Annotated in this window: 16 protein-coding genes; 5 read left to right on the forward strand and 11 right to left on the reverse strand. The window is 65.5% G+C overall.

What is annotated here, in order from left to right; translation table 11 throughout:
• Nucleotides 1-3: 3 nt before the first annotated feature.
• From ACP150_RS11325 to ACP150_RS11340, 4 genes are all read left to right on the forward strand, one after another.
• Nucleotides 4-846: a 5-deoxy-glucuronate isomerase gene (locus ACP150_RS11325; RefSeq protein WP_424966742.1), complete on the forward strand. Its 843-nt coding sequence runs from the start codon at nucleotides 4-6 to the stop codon at nucleotides 844-846.
• Nucleotides 843-1,685, forward strand: coding sequence for a class II fructose-bisphosphate aldolase (locus ACP150_RS11330; RefSeq protein WP_424966743.1), 843 nt, complete (start codon nucleotides 843-845; stop codon nucleotides 1,683-1,685). The genes ACP150_RS11325 and ACP150_RS11330 overlap by 4 nt, the downstream gene beginning before the upstream one ends.
• Nucleotides 1,682-2,671 carry an inositol 2-dehydrogenase gene (iolG, locus tag ACP150_RS11335; RefSeq protein ID WP_424966744.1) on the forward strand — a complete coding sequence of 330 codons (990 nt, stop codon included), beginning with the start codon at nucleotides 1,682-1,684 and terminating at the stop codon, nucleotides 2,669-2,671. Before ACP150_RS11330 ends, iolG begins: the two co-directional genes overlap by 4 nt.
• A 217-nt stretch (nucleotides 2,672-2,888) precedes the next feature.
• A complete protein-coding gene (locus tag ACP150_RS11340) occupies nucleotides 2,889-3,593 on the forward strand; it encodes a GntR family transcriptional regulator (protein ID WP_424966745.1) in 705 nt (234 codons plus the stop codon).
• Nucleotides 3,594-3,597: 4 nt separating this feature from the next.
• Here ACP150_RS11340 and ACP150_RS11345 read toward each other — a convergent pair whose 3' ends face one another.
• From ACP150_RS11345 to ACP150_RS11375, 7 genes are read right to left on the reverse strand one after another with little or no spacing between them, the layout of a single operon-like run.
• Nucleotides 3,598-4,470 carry a dioxygenase gene (locus ACP150_RS11345; protein ID WP_424966746.1) on the reverse strand — a complete coding sequence of 291 codons (873 nt, stop codon included), beginning with the start codon at nucleotides 4,468-4,470 and terminating at the stop codon, nucleotides 3,598-3,600.
• A 17-nt stretch (nucleotides 4,471-4,487) separates the two neighbouring features.
• Nucleotides 4,488-5,792, reverse strand: a complete 1,305-nt coding sequence (locus tag ACP150_RS11350) for a TRAP transporter large permease (RefSeq protein WP_424966747.1) — start codon at nucleotides 5,790-5,792, stop codon at nucleotides 4,488-4,490.
• Entirely contained in the window at nucleotides 5,789-6,310 is a 522-nt protein-coding gene (locus ACP150_RS11355; RefSeq protein WP_424966748.1) for a TRAP transporter small permease, read from the reverse strand. Before ACP150_RS11355 ends, ACP150_RS11350 begins: the two co-directional genes overlap by 4 nt.
• 16 nt (nucleotides 6,311-6,326) lie before the next feature.
• Entirely contained in the window at nucleotides 6,327-7,415 is a 1,089-nt protein-coding gene (locus tag ACP150_RS11360) for a C4-dicarboxylate TRAP transporter substrate-binding protein (RefSeq protein ID WP_424966749.1), read from the reverse strand.
• A 26-nt stretch (nucleotides 7,416-7,441) separates the two neighbouring features.
• Nucleotides 7,442-7,897 carry an OsmC family protein gene (locus ACP150_RS11365; protein ID WP_424966750.1) on the reverse strand — a complete coding sequence of 152 codons (456 nt, stop codon included), beginning with the start codon at nucleotides 7,895-7,897 and terminating at the stop codon, nucleotides 7,442-7,444.
• Nucleotides 7,898-7,900: 3 nt separating this feature from the next.
• Nucleotides 7,901-8,566: a malonic semialdehyde reductase gene (locus tag ACP150_RS11370; protein WP_424966752.1), complete on the reverse strand. Its 666-nt coding sequence runs from the start codon at nucleotides 8,564-8,566 to the stop codon at nucleotides 7,901-7,903.
• Entirely contained in the window at nucleotides 8,563-9,450 is an 888-nt protein-coding gene (locus tag ACP150_RS11375; protein WP_424966753.1) for a fumarylacetoacetate hydrolase family protein, read from the reverse strand. Before ACP150_RS11375 ends, ACP150_RS11370 begins: the two co-directional genes overlap by 4 nt.
• Before the next feature lie 98 nt (nucleotides 9,451-9,548).
• Here ACP150_RS11375 and ACP150_RS11380 point away from each other — a divergent pair, with 98 nt between their 5' ends.
• Complete coding sequence (locus ACP150_RS11380) at nucleotides 9,549-9,935, forward strand: YciI family protein (protein ID WP_424966754.1); 387 nt, start codon at nucleotides 9,549-9,551, stop codon at nucleotides 9,933-9,935.
• A 142-nt stretch (nucleotides 9,936-10,077) separates the two neighbouring features.
• On the opposite strand, the gene ACP150_RS11385 is transcribed toward ACP150_RS11380, so the two are convergent.
• From ACP150_RS11385 to ACP150_RS11400, 4 genes are read right to left on the reverse strand one after another with little or no spacing between them, the layout of a single operon-like run.
• The gene (locus tag ACP150_RS11385; RefSeq protein WP_424966755.1) at nucleotides 10,078-10,788 is read right to left on the reverse strand and encodes an RraA family protein; all 711 of its coding nucleotides are present in this window, start codon (nucleotides 10,786-10,788) and stop codon (nucleotides 10,078-10,080) included.
• On the reverse strand, nucleotides 10,773-11,468 hold the full coding sequence (locus tag ACP150_RS11390; RefSeq protein WP_424966756.1) for an alpha/beta fold hydrolase: 696 nt from the start codon (nucleotides 11,466-11,468) through the stop codon (nucleotides 10,773-10,775). Before ACP150_RS11390 ends, ACP150_RS11385 begins: the two co-directional genes overlap by 16 nt.
• On the reverse strand, nucleotides 11,465-12,436 hold the full coding sequence (locus ACP150_RS11395) for a cupin (RefSeq protein ID WP_424966757.1): 972 nt from the start codon (nucleotides 12,434-12,436) through the stop codon (nucleotides 11,465-11,467). The genes ACP150_RS11390 and ACP150_RS11395 overlap by 4 nt, the downstream gene beginning before the upstream one ends.
• Before the next feature lie 11 nt (nucleotides 12,437-12,447).
• A complete protein-coding gene (locus tag ACP150_RS11400; protein ID WP_424966758.1) occupies nucleotides 12,448-13,542 on the reverse strand; it encodes a LacI family DNA-binding transcriptional regulator in 1,095 nt (364 codons plus the stop codon).
• Between the last annotated feature and the right edge of the window lie 5 nt (nucleotides 13,543-13,547).

The raw sequence follows: 13,547 nt of genomic DNA on the forward strand, positions 1-13,547 counted from the left end.
GCTATGCATATCGCACCATTTGACAATGAAAACAAACCGATCGTCGACGTAGATGATGCATTGGTTCCGCTGAACTACTTCAACATCGTCAAGCTCAAGAAGAGCGAAAGCTTCGGCTATGCGGTCCCGGGCTACGAGACCTGCATCGTCCCGGCCACCGGCCTGATCGATGTGAGCGCGGGCGGGTTTTCCGCCGCCAAGCTCGGCGGGCGCGGCGTCGATGTCTGGGATGGTGAGCCCGAGGGCGTCTATGTCCCCACCGGGATGGAGGCGCGCTTCACCTGCCTCTCGGACAGCGCCGAGGTCTTCATCGCCGGGGCCAAGTTCGACAAGGTGCTCGAGCCCTTTGCCGTGCGCGCCGACGAGCTCGATCTGGTGCAATACGGCTCGGATGACACCAAGACCCACCGCAAGATCAAACATATCCTCGGGGCCAACCAGCATGAGCGCGTCGGGCGGTTGCTGGTGTCCGAGCTCTTCACCGTGGGTGCGGGCGGTTGGTCAGGCTTTCCGAGCCACAAGCATGACACGGATCGTCTGCCGGACGAGACCCGCCATGACGAGACCTACAATTTCCGGTTCAAGCCGAATTACGGCTCGGGGCTGCAGATGCTCCAGCGCGAGGACAACAAGCCCGGCGACGCCTATCACATCATGGATGGCTCCACGATCTGCATCGACAAGGGCTATCACCCCTGTGCCGCCCTGCCGGGCTACGAGATGTATTACTTCACCATCCTCGGCGGGCTCAGCCAGCGCAGCCTGAAGCAGTATTTCCAGCCGACCCACGCAGAACAGCTGCACACGATCCCGGGCATCATGGACATGGTGGCGAAGTTCAAATGACCCTCGCGACGCTTTCCGATGTTCTGCAACCCGCGCTCAAGGGCGGCTATGCGGTGGGCGGGCTCGTCTGTCTCGGCTGGGAGGATATGCGCGCCTATGTGGCCGCCGCCGAGGCCGAGCGCCTGCCGGTGATCCTGCAGGCTGGGCCCTCCTGCCGGGCCCATACGCCCCTGCCCGTTCTGGGCCGCATGTTCCGCCACCTCGCCGAGAGCGTTTCGGTCCCCGTGGTGGCCCATCTCGACCACGGTTACAGCTTTGACGAATGCCGCGAGGCGCTCGATAGCGGTTTTACCTCGCTGATGTTCGATGGCTCGAAACTGCCGCTGAGCGAGAATATCGCCCAGACCGCGCTGATCGCCGAGATGGCGCATCGGGCCGGGGTCTCTTGCGAGGGCGAGATCGGCTTTGTCGGCTATTCCGACGGCGCCGCCAGCCAGGGCACGCACCCGGCCGAGGCTGAACGCTTTGCCTTTGAGACCGGGGTGGATGCCATGGCGATCTCCGTGGGCAATGTCCACTTGCAGCAGAACCGCGAGGGCGGGCTGGACGAAGCGCGGATCGCCGAGATCGACGCCCGGACCGAAGTGCCCCTGGTGATCCATGGCGGCTCCGGCGTGCCGATTGAGCAGCGCGCCCGGCTCGCGCGCGGGACGTCCATCTGCAAGTTCAATATCGGAACCGAGCTGCGCATGGCCTTCGGCAGCGCCCTGCGCAGCGCCGTGGCCGCCGACCCGGACCGGTTCGACCGGGTGCAGATCCTGCGCGAGGTCGAAGCCCCTCTTGAGGCCGCCGCGCGGAGCGCCCTTCGCGCCCTCGCGCCAGAAAAGGAAATCGCATGAAACTGGGACTTTTGGGATGTGGCCGGATCGGACAGGTCCATGCCCGCAGCCTGTCACGTATGGCCGGGGCGGATCTTGTGGCCGTGGCCGACGCGATGCCCGCCGCCGCCGAGGCGCTGGCCGCGTCCAGCGGGGCCGAGATTCGTGCGCCAGAGGCCATCATCGCCGGCGCGGATATCGACGCGGTGATCATCGCCACGCCCACGACCTTGCATTACGATCAGATCCACGCCTGTGCCGCGGCGGGCAAGGCGATCTTTTGCGAGAAGCCCATCGATCTGAGCGCGGAGCGCGCCGCCGAGTGCCGCGAGGCCGTGGCCGCCGCAGGCGTGCCGTTTCTGACCGCGTTCAACCGGCGGTTCGATCCGAGCTTTGCCCATCTGCAGGCCCAGCTCCGCGCCGGGGCCATCGGCACTATCGAGCAGGTGATCATCACCTCGCGCGACCCCGCCCCGCCCCCGATCTCGTATATCGAGAGCTCGGGCGGGCTGTTTCGAGACATGATGGTCCATGACCTCGACATGGCGCGCTTTCTTCTGGGCGAAGAGCCGGTGGAGCTCTATGCCGTGGGCTCTTGCCTTGTGGATCCCGAGATCGGCGCGGCGGGCGATGTGGACACCGCCGCCGTGACCCTGACCACGGCGAGTGGCAAGATCTGTCAGATCACCAATTCGCGCCGGGCGACCTATGGCTATGACCAGCGGATCGAGGTCCATGGCGCGGAGGGTATGCTGCAGGCCGCGAACCAGCCGAGCCATCTCGTGACCCGCGCCGGGGGCGATGGGTTCACAGGCGCACCAACCATGGATTTCTTCCTCGAACGGTATGAGGCCGCCTATCTCGCCGAGATGACCCATTTCGTCGAGGCGGTGAGCTCGGGCGCGCCCCTCAGTGCCACGATCGAAGATGGGGTGGCGGCCCAAAGGCTCGCCGACAGCGCGGCCCGCGCCATGGCCTCCGGCGCGCCGATCCGGCTCACGGCGTAGACGCTCAGGCGGGGGCGCGCCGCGCGCGCCCTTCGCATCCGAACGTCCCCCGGGCCATTTTGTCGATTTTATGTTGAATATCTGGCCTATATCGGCAAAAATGCCGCTATCGGGCCACCATCTTCGTGATGCGGGGCCCTGGCGGGCGGTTTCCCTTGGGGCACGCTGGCCGGACGGTTAAGCTGACTCACCTATGCATGTTTGCGGAGACCACCAGATGCACGCGCAAGATCCTCTTTCGGCTTCGGTTCCGTCTCCGGGCGATGGCTCGGCCACGCAGCGCGCCTATCACACCTTGCGCAAGATGATCGTGACCGGCGCTTTGCAGCCGGGCGAGAAGCTCAAGATCGACGGGCTGCGCAAGCGGCTTGATACCGGCGCCTCGCCGATCCGCGAGGCCCTCAGCCTGCTGACCTCGGACTACCTCGTGGAGCGGATCGACCAGCGCGGCTTTCGCACCGCCGATGTCAGCGCCGAGAATTTCGACGAGATCCTGACCCTGCGCTGCACGCTGGAGGATCTGGCTCTGCGCGAAAGCCTCGCCGAGGCCAGCGAGGCCTGGGAGGAAGAGGTGGTTCTGGCCCATCACCGGATGAAGCGCGCCAAGGCGGCGCAGGACCCGGATTACGAATCCTTCCACAAGGGGTTTCACATGGCGCTGCTGTCCAATGCGCGCTCGCCGATCCTACTGAAATTCTGTTCTCAGCTCTACGACCTGAACATTCGCTACCGCTATCTGGCGGGCAGCGCGCTCAGCTACGGGCGGCGCGATGTGGGCGACGAACATGCGGGCATTCTGGCCGCCGTGGTCGCGCGGGATGTGGAGGCGGCGAGCACGCGGCTTCTGGATCACTATCGCAATACCGGCGCATTTCTCGCCGAGAGCCTTGGGGACAGTGCCGCCCCCAAGGTCGCCGAGTAGCCCCTCAGGCCAGCGGCACGAGGGTCAGGTCGAAGGTGACGGCCAGATACGCATCGGCCACCTTGCCGGACAAGGCGAACCCCTCGCGCGGGAAGCTGCCCGCGGGCCGGGTCTCGTAGCGCATGACGAGATCCTCGCGCACCCCGAACACCGTATCCTGATCGAGATAGGGGTCATCCTCGGGGAAGACCTCGGTCACGAGCGGTTTGTAGCCCTCGGCCTCGACGATGTAATGCAGGTGCGAGGGCCGCCACGGGTGACGCCCGCAGGCGCGCAGGATATCCCCCACCGGCCCGTCCGACGGCACGGTGTATTCAACGGGCCGCACGGTGGTGAAGGCATAGCGGCCGTCTTCGCCCACGGTCTGCAACCCGTGGAAGGAATAAGTGTCCTGATCCGGATCCTGGCTGGAATAGAGCCCGTTGGGCGCGGTCTGCCAGATGTCGAGCGTGGCCCCCGGGATGGGCGTGCCATCGGGCGCGCGCACAACGCCCTCGGCCAAGAGGACCGGCGCATCGAAATCCTTGCGCATATCCCCACCCACGGCGAGCGGCGGCGATCCGGTGATGTGGAACGGCCCCAGCACCGAGGACGATGTCCCCTCCGAGGAGTTGTGCAGCATATCCACCAGCGATGAGAGCCCCAGCACATCCGAGAGCAACACGAACTCATGCCGCTCCTTGTCCGAGATCTCGCCCGCGCGCTCGAGGAACTGGATGCCCGTGTTCCACTCCGCATGGGTCAGGTTCGTCTCGCGGGCAAAGGCATGCAGGTGCCGGACAAGGCTGCCCATCACCTCGCGCAGGCGCGGATCCGTGTCGGCGCCCAGATAGCCCATGAACACATCGGTGATATTGTCTTTGGTCACATTCCGCATGGGGCGGTCTCCTGTCGTCAGAGAAGGGCGAGGCTGAGGCCGGGGAAGCGGATCAGCAGGATCAGCACCAGCAGCATCACGAAGGCAAAGGGCAGCGCACCCAGGAACACATCCTTGAGCTTGATCCGGTCATCATCGAGCGTGGCCTTGATGACAAAGCAACTGAGCCCCAATGGCGGCGTCAGCAGCCCGATCTCGGCGGCGACCACGGCCACGATCCCGAACCACACAAGGCTCAGCCCCATGTCGTCGATCAGCGGCAGGAAAAGCGGTACGACGATCAGGATGATCGAGGCCGTGTCAAGAATGGTGCCGAGAAACAGCATCAGCACCACCAACAGAACCATGATCCAGAAGAACGAGAAGTCGTTGGCCGCCAGGATATTCTGCAGCTCGTTGGGCAGCCCCGCGAGCCCCAGCATCCGGGCATACATCGAGGCCGCGGTGATCAGGAAGAGGATCGCCGCCGTGATATGCCCGGTCTCGATCACCGTCTCCCAGAAACTGCGCAGATTGATCCGGCCTCGGACAGCCGCAATGATGATCCCCAAAAGCGAGCCCGCCGCCCCCGCCTCCACCGGCGTGGTCCAGCCCGTATAGATCCCACCCAGCACCACGATGATCAGGCCGAGGATCGGCAGGGTCTTCACGGCGATCTCGGACCAGGGCATCAGGTCGCCTTCCTCCACCATCTCGCCGCCGACAAAGCCGGGGGTAAAGCGCCCCATGAACCAGATCGCCGCCACATAGGCCACGGCCAGCAAGAGACCCGGGATCACACCGGCGAGGAACATCTCGCCCACCGATTGCTCGGCCACGAAGGAGTAGATGATCAGCATCGCCGAGGGCGGAATGATCATGCCGAGAACCGAGCTGCCCGCGACGACCCCCACGGCAAAGCGCGGGTTGTACTTGTGGCGCAGCATCTCGGGGACGGACATCTTGGAAAAGACCGAGGCCGAGGCGATGGACGACCCCGTCACAGCGGCAAAGACCGCGTTGGCACCGACAGTGGCCATGCCGATCCCGCCGGTGATGCGCCGGAAGCCCTGGTTCATGACCGAGTAGATATCTGCGCCCAGCCCGGCCTTGGATACGATCAACCCCATGAAGGTGAAGAGCGGGATCGTGGCAAAGGTGTATTCCATCGCGCTGTCGCCGATGGCGATCTTCAGCAGCGCGAAGGACAAATCCATATTGTCGCGCATGATCCAGATCGCAAGGAAGCTCACGAGGCCGAGCGCGATGGGAATATACATCCCCAGATAGATCAGCACGATGATCGCGCCGATCGAGATGAGACCGATATCGACGGGGGTCATGAGCCGCTTTCCTGATGCGGGGCGTTATCCCCGGTCTGCGTGAAGATGTGCAGGATGAAATGCACCGTGCAGAGGCAGGCGCTCAGGAAGATCACCAGCTTCACCGGCCACCAGGGCGCGGTGAACACGCCGGGCACGCCAAAGAAGTCCTTGGTGTTCCACATCTCGAGGAATTCGGGCCAGATCGCGATGGCGACCAGCACCATGAAAAGCGCGCTGATCCCATCGATCACCCGGCTCAGGGCCCGGCCCACCCGGGGCTTGCGCCGCCGCATGAGCATCAGGAACCCGTCCGACCGGGTCAGCCGCCCCACGCGGATCACGTCCGGCAATTGCAGGAACACGATCAGCACCATGGAGAACTGCACGACCTCCACCGCGCCCAGAAAGGGCTGCGAGAAGACCCCGCGCGCGATGATGTCGTAATTGACCACGGCGATCAGGGCGATGACCACGAAGGTGCCAGCGGCATTGGCGGCCATGGCCACGCCGCTGGCGATTTTGGCGAACAAGCTCATCCGGGGCCGTCAGAGCTCAGTTGACGGCGTCGTCATCGGACCAGTCGCGCACCGGGGTGAAGCCCGCCGCCTGCAACTTGCCCATGTAGGTGTTGAGCATCTGCGTGCCCGGCTGCCCGGCCGCGTCGAGGCTCGCCGCCCATTCGGCCGCGATATTCGGCATGGCGTTGGCCCAGGCGGCGCGCTGCTCCGGGTCCATCTCGACGATGGTGCCCCCTGCGGCGACATAGGCGTCGCGGCTGGCCTGCGCGCGGTCCATGGCGATGCCTGCCACATGGTCGCGATAGGCCACGGCGACCTCCTGCAGGACCTCCTTGACCTCATCCGGGAGCTTCTCCCAGTAATCCTTGTTCACGGTGATCGTCTTGGAGTTCACCGCGCCCAGATCGGCCTTGAGCATATAGGGCGCCACCTCGGCGATCTTGAAGGTCGCGGCGGCCTCGGGCCAGAGCATCGCGCTGTCGGCCAGACCGGTCTGCACCATGTTGTAGAAATCGGTCAGACCGCCCCGCACGCCGGCGGCATTCTCGATCCCCTCCAGATAGCGCAGGTTCATCCCCGCGCCGGCGACCTTGGTCCCTTCGAGATCCGACAGCGCATTCACCGGCTCGCGCGAGAAGACCTGATAGGTGTCGAGCACCACGCCCGTGGCCAGATAGACCTGGTTCTGCGCGTCGAACTCGGCCTGCATCGCCGGATATTCCTTGGCGATCTCATCCACCGCCTTGGCCACGGCACGCGCATCGGAGGACACGAAGGGCGTGACCGCCGCGAGCCCCTGGCTCGGCAGTTTCGAGCTGTGGAAGATGGTGGTGACGATGCCGATATCGCCCAGGCCCAGCTTCACGCCTTCGAGCACGCCCTTCGGCTTGACGATGGTGCCGCCATAGCTCTCCATCCAGTCCATCTCGTAATTGCCGGACATGGCGAGGCGCTTGTCGACCTCGGGGATGAAGAAGTTGGTGAACTCCTTCACCCAGAGCGCACGGGCCGGGTAGCCGTCGATCACGCTCACGCGGATCTTTTCCTGTGCCATGGTCGGAAGCGCGGTGGCCCCGATCAGAAGTGCCGCCAACGTGGCGCGGCGTGTCAGTTTGCTGAACATGGTATCCTCCCTTGATGGCCCTTTGGTCAGGCCTTCCTCCAAATCGTTGTCAGTTCTGTTCCCGCCCCGGCAAACAGCTTGGCGAGGGGACAAAATTTCTCGACCTCGCGGGCGACGGTCTGCAATTCTTGGTCCGTTGCAGTGCCATCGCTGAGGACGGTCTGGGTGATGGCCTCGAAAGGCACATCGATCTCTTCGGCGAGCGTCACGCCCCGGCGGTCAAAGCGGCAGGTGACGCTGATGGCCAGATGGCCGATATCCACCCCGAGCCGTGTCGCGCATTTGTGCCCGATCACATTGGTACAGCCGATCAGCGCGCCAAGGGCCGTGTCCGTGGGCGTGGGCCCTGCATTGGTCCCGCCCCGCTCGGTCGGCTCGTCGATCGCGAAGGCCAGATCGCGGATGGTGACATCCGCCCGTGAGTGGCTGGGGCACTGCGCATCGGCCTTGAGCGTGACCGTGGGTTTCGGACGCAGCGCCATCGCTCAGATGATCTCGCAGATATCGTCAAAGCCAAAGCGCGGCAGTTTCTGGAACAGGGCGGTTTCATCCGCATAGCCGATATTGCACAGGAAATTGGACTTCCAACCGTTCTCGGCAAAGAACTCCTCATCCACGATGGCATTCGAGAAGCCCGACATCGCCCCCACATCCAGCCCCATGGCCCGGGCCGCGATCATGAAATACGCGCCCTGCAGGGTGGAATTGCGATAGGCCGTGTCATGGGCATAGTCCGGCTTGCCATCAAAGAGCGGCTTGCGATCTTCGTGAGGGAACAGAAAGTCGAGCTTGCGCCAGTAATCCGGATCCCAGGCGATGATCGCCGTGACCGGAGCCGCGCGCATCTTCTCGACATTCTTGGGCTTGAGCGACTTGGCCAGCCGGGTCTTCGCCGCATCGGTCGTCACGAAAATGAACCGTGCCGGGCAGGTGTTCATGCTGGTCGGGCCGTTGATCGTGATCTCGTAGAGCGTACGCAGCATCTCTTCGCTGACCGGCTTGTCGGTCCAGGCGTAATGCGAGCGCGCGTCGCGCAGAATCAGGTCGATCGCGTCATCATCGAGCCGTGGTTTGCGCGCGCGCAGGGACCGCACGGCCTCCTGCGCCTGCGCCCGCAGCGCGTCGAGGGATTGATCGCCCTCCCCCATCATTCGGCCGCCGTCTTCTGGGACAGATCCGCCTCATCGAGGATCGGGCTGGCGCAGATGCCGATGCCTTCGATCTCGATTTCGACGGTTTCACCCGGGCGCAGCCAGCGCGGGTTGGGCTTCTTGGCGTGGCCCACACCGGGCGGGGTGCCGAGGGCGATGTGATCGCCGGGCATCAGGGTCGTGTAGCCCGAGATAATCGAGATCGCCTTGGCCGCCCCCCAGAGCATGTTGGAGGTGTTCGAGGATTGCAGGATCTCGTCGCCCACACGGCTCTCGATCTTGAGCCCCGTGGCCCCCTCGGGGAGCTCGTCGGGCGTGACCACGACAGGACCGATCGCGCCGGTCGCGTCAAAATTCTTGCCCGGCGTCCATTGATGGGTCTTGCGCTGATAATCCCGCACCGACCCGTCATTGAAGACCGTATAGCCAAAGACATGCGACAGGGCGTCGGCCTCGGAAATGTGACGCCCCTCCTTGCCGATCACCACCATCAGCTCGGCCTCGTAGTCAAGCTGCTCCGAACAGCTGGGCCGCACCATGGGCGCGCCTGCGGCCATGATCGACTTGCGTCCCCGCATGAAGAGCGCGGGATAATCGGGGATGTCGTAGCCGCCCTCCTTGATATGCTCCACGTAGTTCAGGCCAAGGCAGATGATCGTCGGCGGTGCTGTGACGGGCAGTGCCGGCGCGATGTCGGACACCGGCACCGAGGGCCCGGCCGCGGCCAGGGCTGCCTCGGCCGCCGCGCGCAGATCCGCGTCCTCAATCAAGGCGGACAGGTCCGTCCCGATGCCCGGCACGGCCGCGCTCAGATTGATCGCCTGATCGCCGCTGACGGCAAATACGCTTTGTGCGCCTTCGACGCGCCCAACTAGAAATCGCATCCGAGCCTCCCTCTTGCTTGCGGGCATTTTTGGCGATAAAAAAACCTCAAGTCAAATAAAATCGATATTTTTAAATCACGGAAAGAGGGAGGGGTCTGATGCCGCCATGGGAGAGCTACAAGGCCGAGGCCAAGGCACGGGGTGCGCTCGCGCTGGAGTTGTACGTGGCCCAGTCCACACCCAGCGGTGCCCCCGAGGCGGTGAAGGCCGCCCTGCCCGACCATCTGGCCTACCAGGCCGAGCTGGAGGCGCGCGGCGCGCTCGCCTTTGCCGGACCGATGTCGGATGAAACCGGGGCGTTGATGGAGGGGATCGGCATGATCGTCTATCGTGCCGCATCCTTTGAAGAGGCGCATGCCCTGGCCGAGGCCGATCCGATGCATAAATGCGGCGCGCGCAGCTACGTGCTGCGCAAATGGCTGATCAATGAAGGGTCGCTGACCCTGTCTGTGGGCCTGTCGGGCAAGACCGTCTTGTTCAGCTAGGGCGAGGCGTGGCAGCGCCCGCCAAGGCGGTCGCTGCGTGTCGGCGTCAGGGCCGGCTCTCTCTTCTCCGCCCCCGGCCGGGGCGACGCGGGTCCGCTCTGTCCGGGGACCGGACAGAGCCACGGATCGCGGGTGCCCGGGCTCAGGTACGTGCGGCTTCGAAAGCCGCCCAGACCTCTTCCAGCTTGGCGATGTCAAACCCCGGCGCGCGTGCGGGACCCAACACGATCGCCTCGCTCGCCATCACGGTCTGGATCGCGGCCTCGAGCGTGTCGAACACCTCGGTCGGGATGACCAGCGCCCCGTGGCGATCTGCATGGATCAACTCGCCTTGGGCCACGCGGAGGCCATGCACCGTCACCGGGGTCCCGATCTCGGTCACACGCACGAAGGCATGGCTGACCCCGATGCTGCCGGCGAGCACGGGAAACCCCTCATCCATCACATCGAGATCGCGCATCACCCCATTGGTGACCGCCCCTGCGAGCCCGAGCCCCTTATGGACCGCCACATGAACCTCGCCCCACCAGCCGGCCACGCAATCGGGCGCATCCACATCCTCGATCACCGCGGCACTGGGCGACGGCCCCGCAGCCATGGAGCGGAAGTACTCCATCCGCCGCGCCCGAATAACCTCGGGCGGCTCGGTCGGCGGTGCCAGTCCCGAGATCCTGGCCGTGCGCGCAAACCCGACAATCGCCGGATCCCCGGGACGCGAATGCTGCATCGTGCCGCGGGTATAGCGGTCGAACCCGCGCTGTCCCTGGGCGACCTCGATCGCGTTGCAGACGGTCGGCGTGTCCACGGTGCGCAACAGCGCCAGAAGGGACGGATCGATCATACGTTCAGCCATTGGGCAAGCTCCCTGGTTACGGCCTCTGGGGTCTCCAGCGTCGGCAGATGCCCGGCCCTCGGGATCTGCGCCAGCCGCGCGCCGGGGATCAGATCCCGCATCAACTCGTGGCGCGCGGGCGGGCACATCCGGTCCTCGGCCCCGCAGAGCACGAGCGTCGGCACTTGCACGCGGCCAAGGCTCTCTTGCTGGTCGGGCCGGGTCTGGACCGCATGCGACTGCGCGGCAAAGACCTGCGGGCCGAGATCCTCGGCCATGACCTGGCACAGATCGAGGATCGGATTCGCCGGATCGTCGGAGGCGATGTAATAGGGCATCACCTCCTCGCGCATCACCTGCGCGAGCCCGCCATCCAGCACGCGCGCGACCTGCGCCGCGCGATCGGGTGCCTTGCCGGGCGGATCCGCCTTGGGGTTCGTGTCGAGCAGTGCGAGCCGCGTGACCCGCTCGGGGGCCTGCCGGATCACCTCCATCGCGACGATCCCCCCCATGGAGAGCCCGGCCAGCGCAAACCGCGGTGGCGCGATCTTCAGCACCGACGCCGCTAGCGCCGCCATGCTGTCGGCCCCGATCAGGGGGGCTACGAGAATGGGTCGCGCATGGGACAGATCCGCGATCTGCGGCGCAAAGAGCCGCGCATCGCACATCATCCCCGGCAGAAGGACGAGAGGCTCCCTCATCCGGCCAGCGGCAGGGTCTTGCCCGCCGGATCACTGGTGCGGCGCACGCGGTAGAGGCTGACCTCACCCGTCATGGCCGGGGACAGCGTATGGGACAGTCCGGCCGGGATCAGACAGGTATCACCCGGGTTGAGCACGGTCTCTCCACCGGCCCAGCCGAGCCGCCAATGCCCGCGCACGGGCATCAGAACCTCGGGCATGTCGCTGGCGTGCTCATCCGATGTGGCAGAGCCCCGGGTCAGGAACTCGACCTCGAAACCGGGCCGGTCCCGGATCACTGCCTCGGCACCAATCACGCTCACCGGCGCCCTGTCCGCGAGCGCCATCAGATCCCAGTAGCGGGCCACGTAATGGGGCACCACATCCGCCGTGCTGGGCTCGCCGCGCTTGGCGAGCTCGTCGGCGGGCATAAGCGGCATTGGCGTGACCCCCTCGGGCAGACGCTCGCCCTTGGCGCTGTCATAGAGCTTGCCATTGTCGCCCAGAACCAGCCCGTGGGAGCCGGCATCCTCGACGACCTGCGGGGCCCAATGCACGCCGCCCCCTGCATCATCGCCCCCGAGCACGGCCATGATCATCCCGTAATCGAGCCCGATATTCTCGAACCCGCGAAAGATCCCCGTGGGGATGTTGAAGATATCCCCCTCCTCCAGCACGACCTCACCCGCATCGCCATGTCGCCCCCAGAAGAACCGCCAGCGCCCCTTGAGCACGAAGAAGACCTCGGCGGTGTTGTGGTCATGCAGCGAGTTGCGGCATTTCGGCGGCTGCCCCGCAGCCCCGATATTGAAGCCGATCGCGTCGCGCAGATGAACATGCTGGTCCGGGCTTTCCGACACGCCGCCGCCGATGATGGTGAAGTTTTCCTTCTGGTCGGACCCCGGCGTATGGGCGTCGATAAAGGCGGTCTTGCAGGGCACAAGCTCGCCATAGCGCACGATGCGGGGCTCCAGATCGGGCGATGTCATGGGGGGTCTCCTTAGGTCTGACCGCGGGTCGGGTCTGGGGTTGGGGTCGGGACTATGTCGGGGCTCTGGTCCGAAGGCGGGTCTGTCCGGGGCCAGCTTTCGGGAATGCGGGCCGAGCCGCGCAGGATCAGCGGGCTCTCGATCTCGAGCCGCCCCATGGGGGTCACGCCATCCTCGATCATGCCGAGCAGCATCGTGACCGTCTCGTCCGCCATACGCCGCGCGGGCTGGCGCATGGTGGTGAGGTCATAGGTCGGCCAGGCGGCCATGGCGACATCGTCATAGCCCACCACCGAGACATCCTCGGGGACCGCGCGGCCCAGCTCGGTCCGCAGGGTTTCGAGCACGGCAAAGGCCATATGGTCATTGCCCACGAAAATCGCGTCGGGCGGGTCGGGCCGCGCAAAGAGGCTCCGCGTTGCCTCCGCCGCCACCTCGCGGCGGAAATGGCTGTCGATGGTGGCCACGGGCGCCTGCCCGGCCTCGGCCAGGGCTGCCACGAAGCCCGCCTGCCGGTCCCGCCCGTTCAGTGATTTGCGCCAGCCCGCCACGTGGGCGATGCGCCTGTGCCCGCCGGCCACCAGGAACTGCCCGGCCAGATAGCCGCCCGCGTAATTCGCCGCCGTCACCGATGGCAGGGTGCGATCCTCCTGCCCGCGGTTGAACAGCACGAAGGGCATGTTCAGGTCGCGCAACCGCTCGGTCAGAGAGTTCGACATGCTGACCGAGGCGAGGATGATGCCGTCCACCTGATGGGCCATCAGGTTCTCGACCACACCGTCCACCTCCTCCTCGAGGTTCTGGGCGAAGATCACCATCATGTGGTAGCCGCGTGCGCTGAAGCGTTCCGACAGGATCTGCAGCGCTTCGGGGTAGAAGGGATTGGTGAGATAGGCGAGCACGATTCCGATCGTGTAGCTGCGCCCGGTATTGAGCGAGCGCGCGAGCGTATTGGGCCGGTAGCCCAGCTCGCGGGCGGCCTCCTGCACGCGCTGGATCTTGTCGGGCGAGACGCGGGAGCCCGGCGTAAAGACACGGCTGACCGTGGGCTGGCTTACGCCCGCCCGCCGTGCCACATCCGCCGCCGTGATCCGCGCCTCGGGCATGGGGC

The organism is Dinoroseobacter sp. S375, from assembly GCF_049800775.1.
In the GTDB taxonomy this organism is placed as follows: Bacteria; Pseudomonadota; Alphaproteobacteria; order Rhodobacterales; family Rhodobacteraceae; genus Dinoroseobacter.

Bases quoted from the DNA above. Each gene is read 5' to 3' on its own strand.
- ACP150_RS11325 (WP_424966742.1), top strand. From the start codon at position 4: ATGCATATCGCACCATTTGACAATGAAAACAAACCGATCGTCGACGTA.
- ACP150_RS11380 (WP_424966754.1), top strand. From the start codon at position 9,549: ATGCCGCCATGGGAGAGCTACAAGGCCGAGGCCAAGGCACGGGGTGCG.
- ACP150_RS11355 (WP_424966748.1), bottom strand. From the start codon at position 6,310: ATGAGCTTGTTCGCCAAAATCGCCAGCGGCGTGGCCATGGCCGCCAAT.
- ACP150_RS11330 (WP_424966743.1), top strand. From the start codon at position 843: ATGACCCTCGCGACGCTTTCCGATGTTCTGCAACCCGCGCTCAAGGGC.
- ACP150_RS11370 (WP_424966752.1), bottom strand. From the start codon at position 8,566: ATGATGGGGGAGGGCGATCAATCCCTCGACGCGCTGCGGGCGCAGGCG.
- iolG (WP_424966744.1), top strand. From the start codon at position 1,682: ATGAAACTGGGACTTTTGGGATGTGGCCGGATCGGACAGGTCCATGCC.
- ACP150_RS11365 (WP_424966750.1), bottom strand. From the start codon at position 7,897: ATGGCGCTGCGTCCGAAACCCACGGTCACGCTCAAGGCCGATGCGCAG.
- ACP150_RS11390 (WP_424966756.1), bottom strand. From the start codon at position 11,468: ATGAGGGAGCCTCTCGTCCTTCTGCCGGGGATGATGTGCGATGCGCGG.
- ACP150_RS11385 (WP_424966755.1), bottom strand. From the start codon at position 10,788: ATGGCTGAACGTATGATCGATCCGTCCCTTCTGGCGCTGTTGCGCACC.
- ACP150_RS11350 (WP_424966747.1), bottom strand. From the start codon at position 5,792: ATGACCCCCGTCGATATCGGTCTCATCTCGATCGGCGCGATCATCGTG.
- ACP150_RS11400 (WP_424966758.1), bottom strand. From the start codon at position 13,542: ATGCCCGAGGCGCGGATCACGGCGGCGGATGTGGCACGGCGGGCGGGC.
- ACP150_RS11395 (WP_424966757.1), bottom strand. From the start codon at position 12,436: ATGACATCGCCCGATCTGGAGCCCCGCATCGTGCGCTATGGCGAGCTT.
- ACP150_RS11375 (WP_424966753.1), bottom strand. From the start codon at position 9,450: ATGCGATTTCTAGTTGGGCGCGTCGAAGGCGCACAAAGCGTATTTGCC.
- ACP150_RS11340 (WP_424966745.1), top strand. From the start codon at position 2,889: ATGCACGCGCAAGATCCTCTTTCGGCTTCGGTTCCGTCTCCGGGCGAT.
- ACP150_RS11345 (WP_424966746.1), bottom strand. From the start codon at position 4,470: ATGCGGAATGTGACCAAAGACAATATCACCGATGTGTTCATGGGCTAT.
- ACP150_RS11360 (WP_424966749.1), bottom strand. From the start codon at position 7,415: ATGTTCAGCAAACTGACACGCCGCGCCACGTTGGCGGCACTTCTGATC.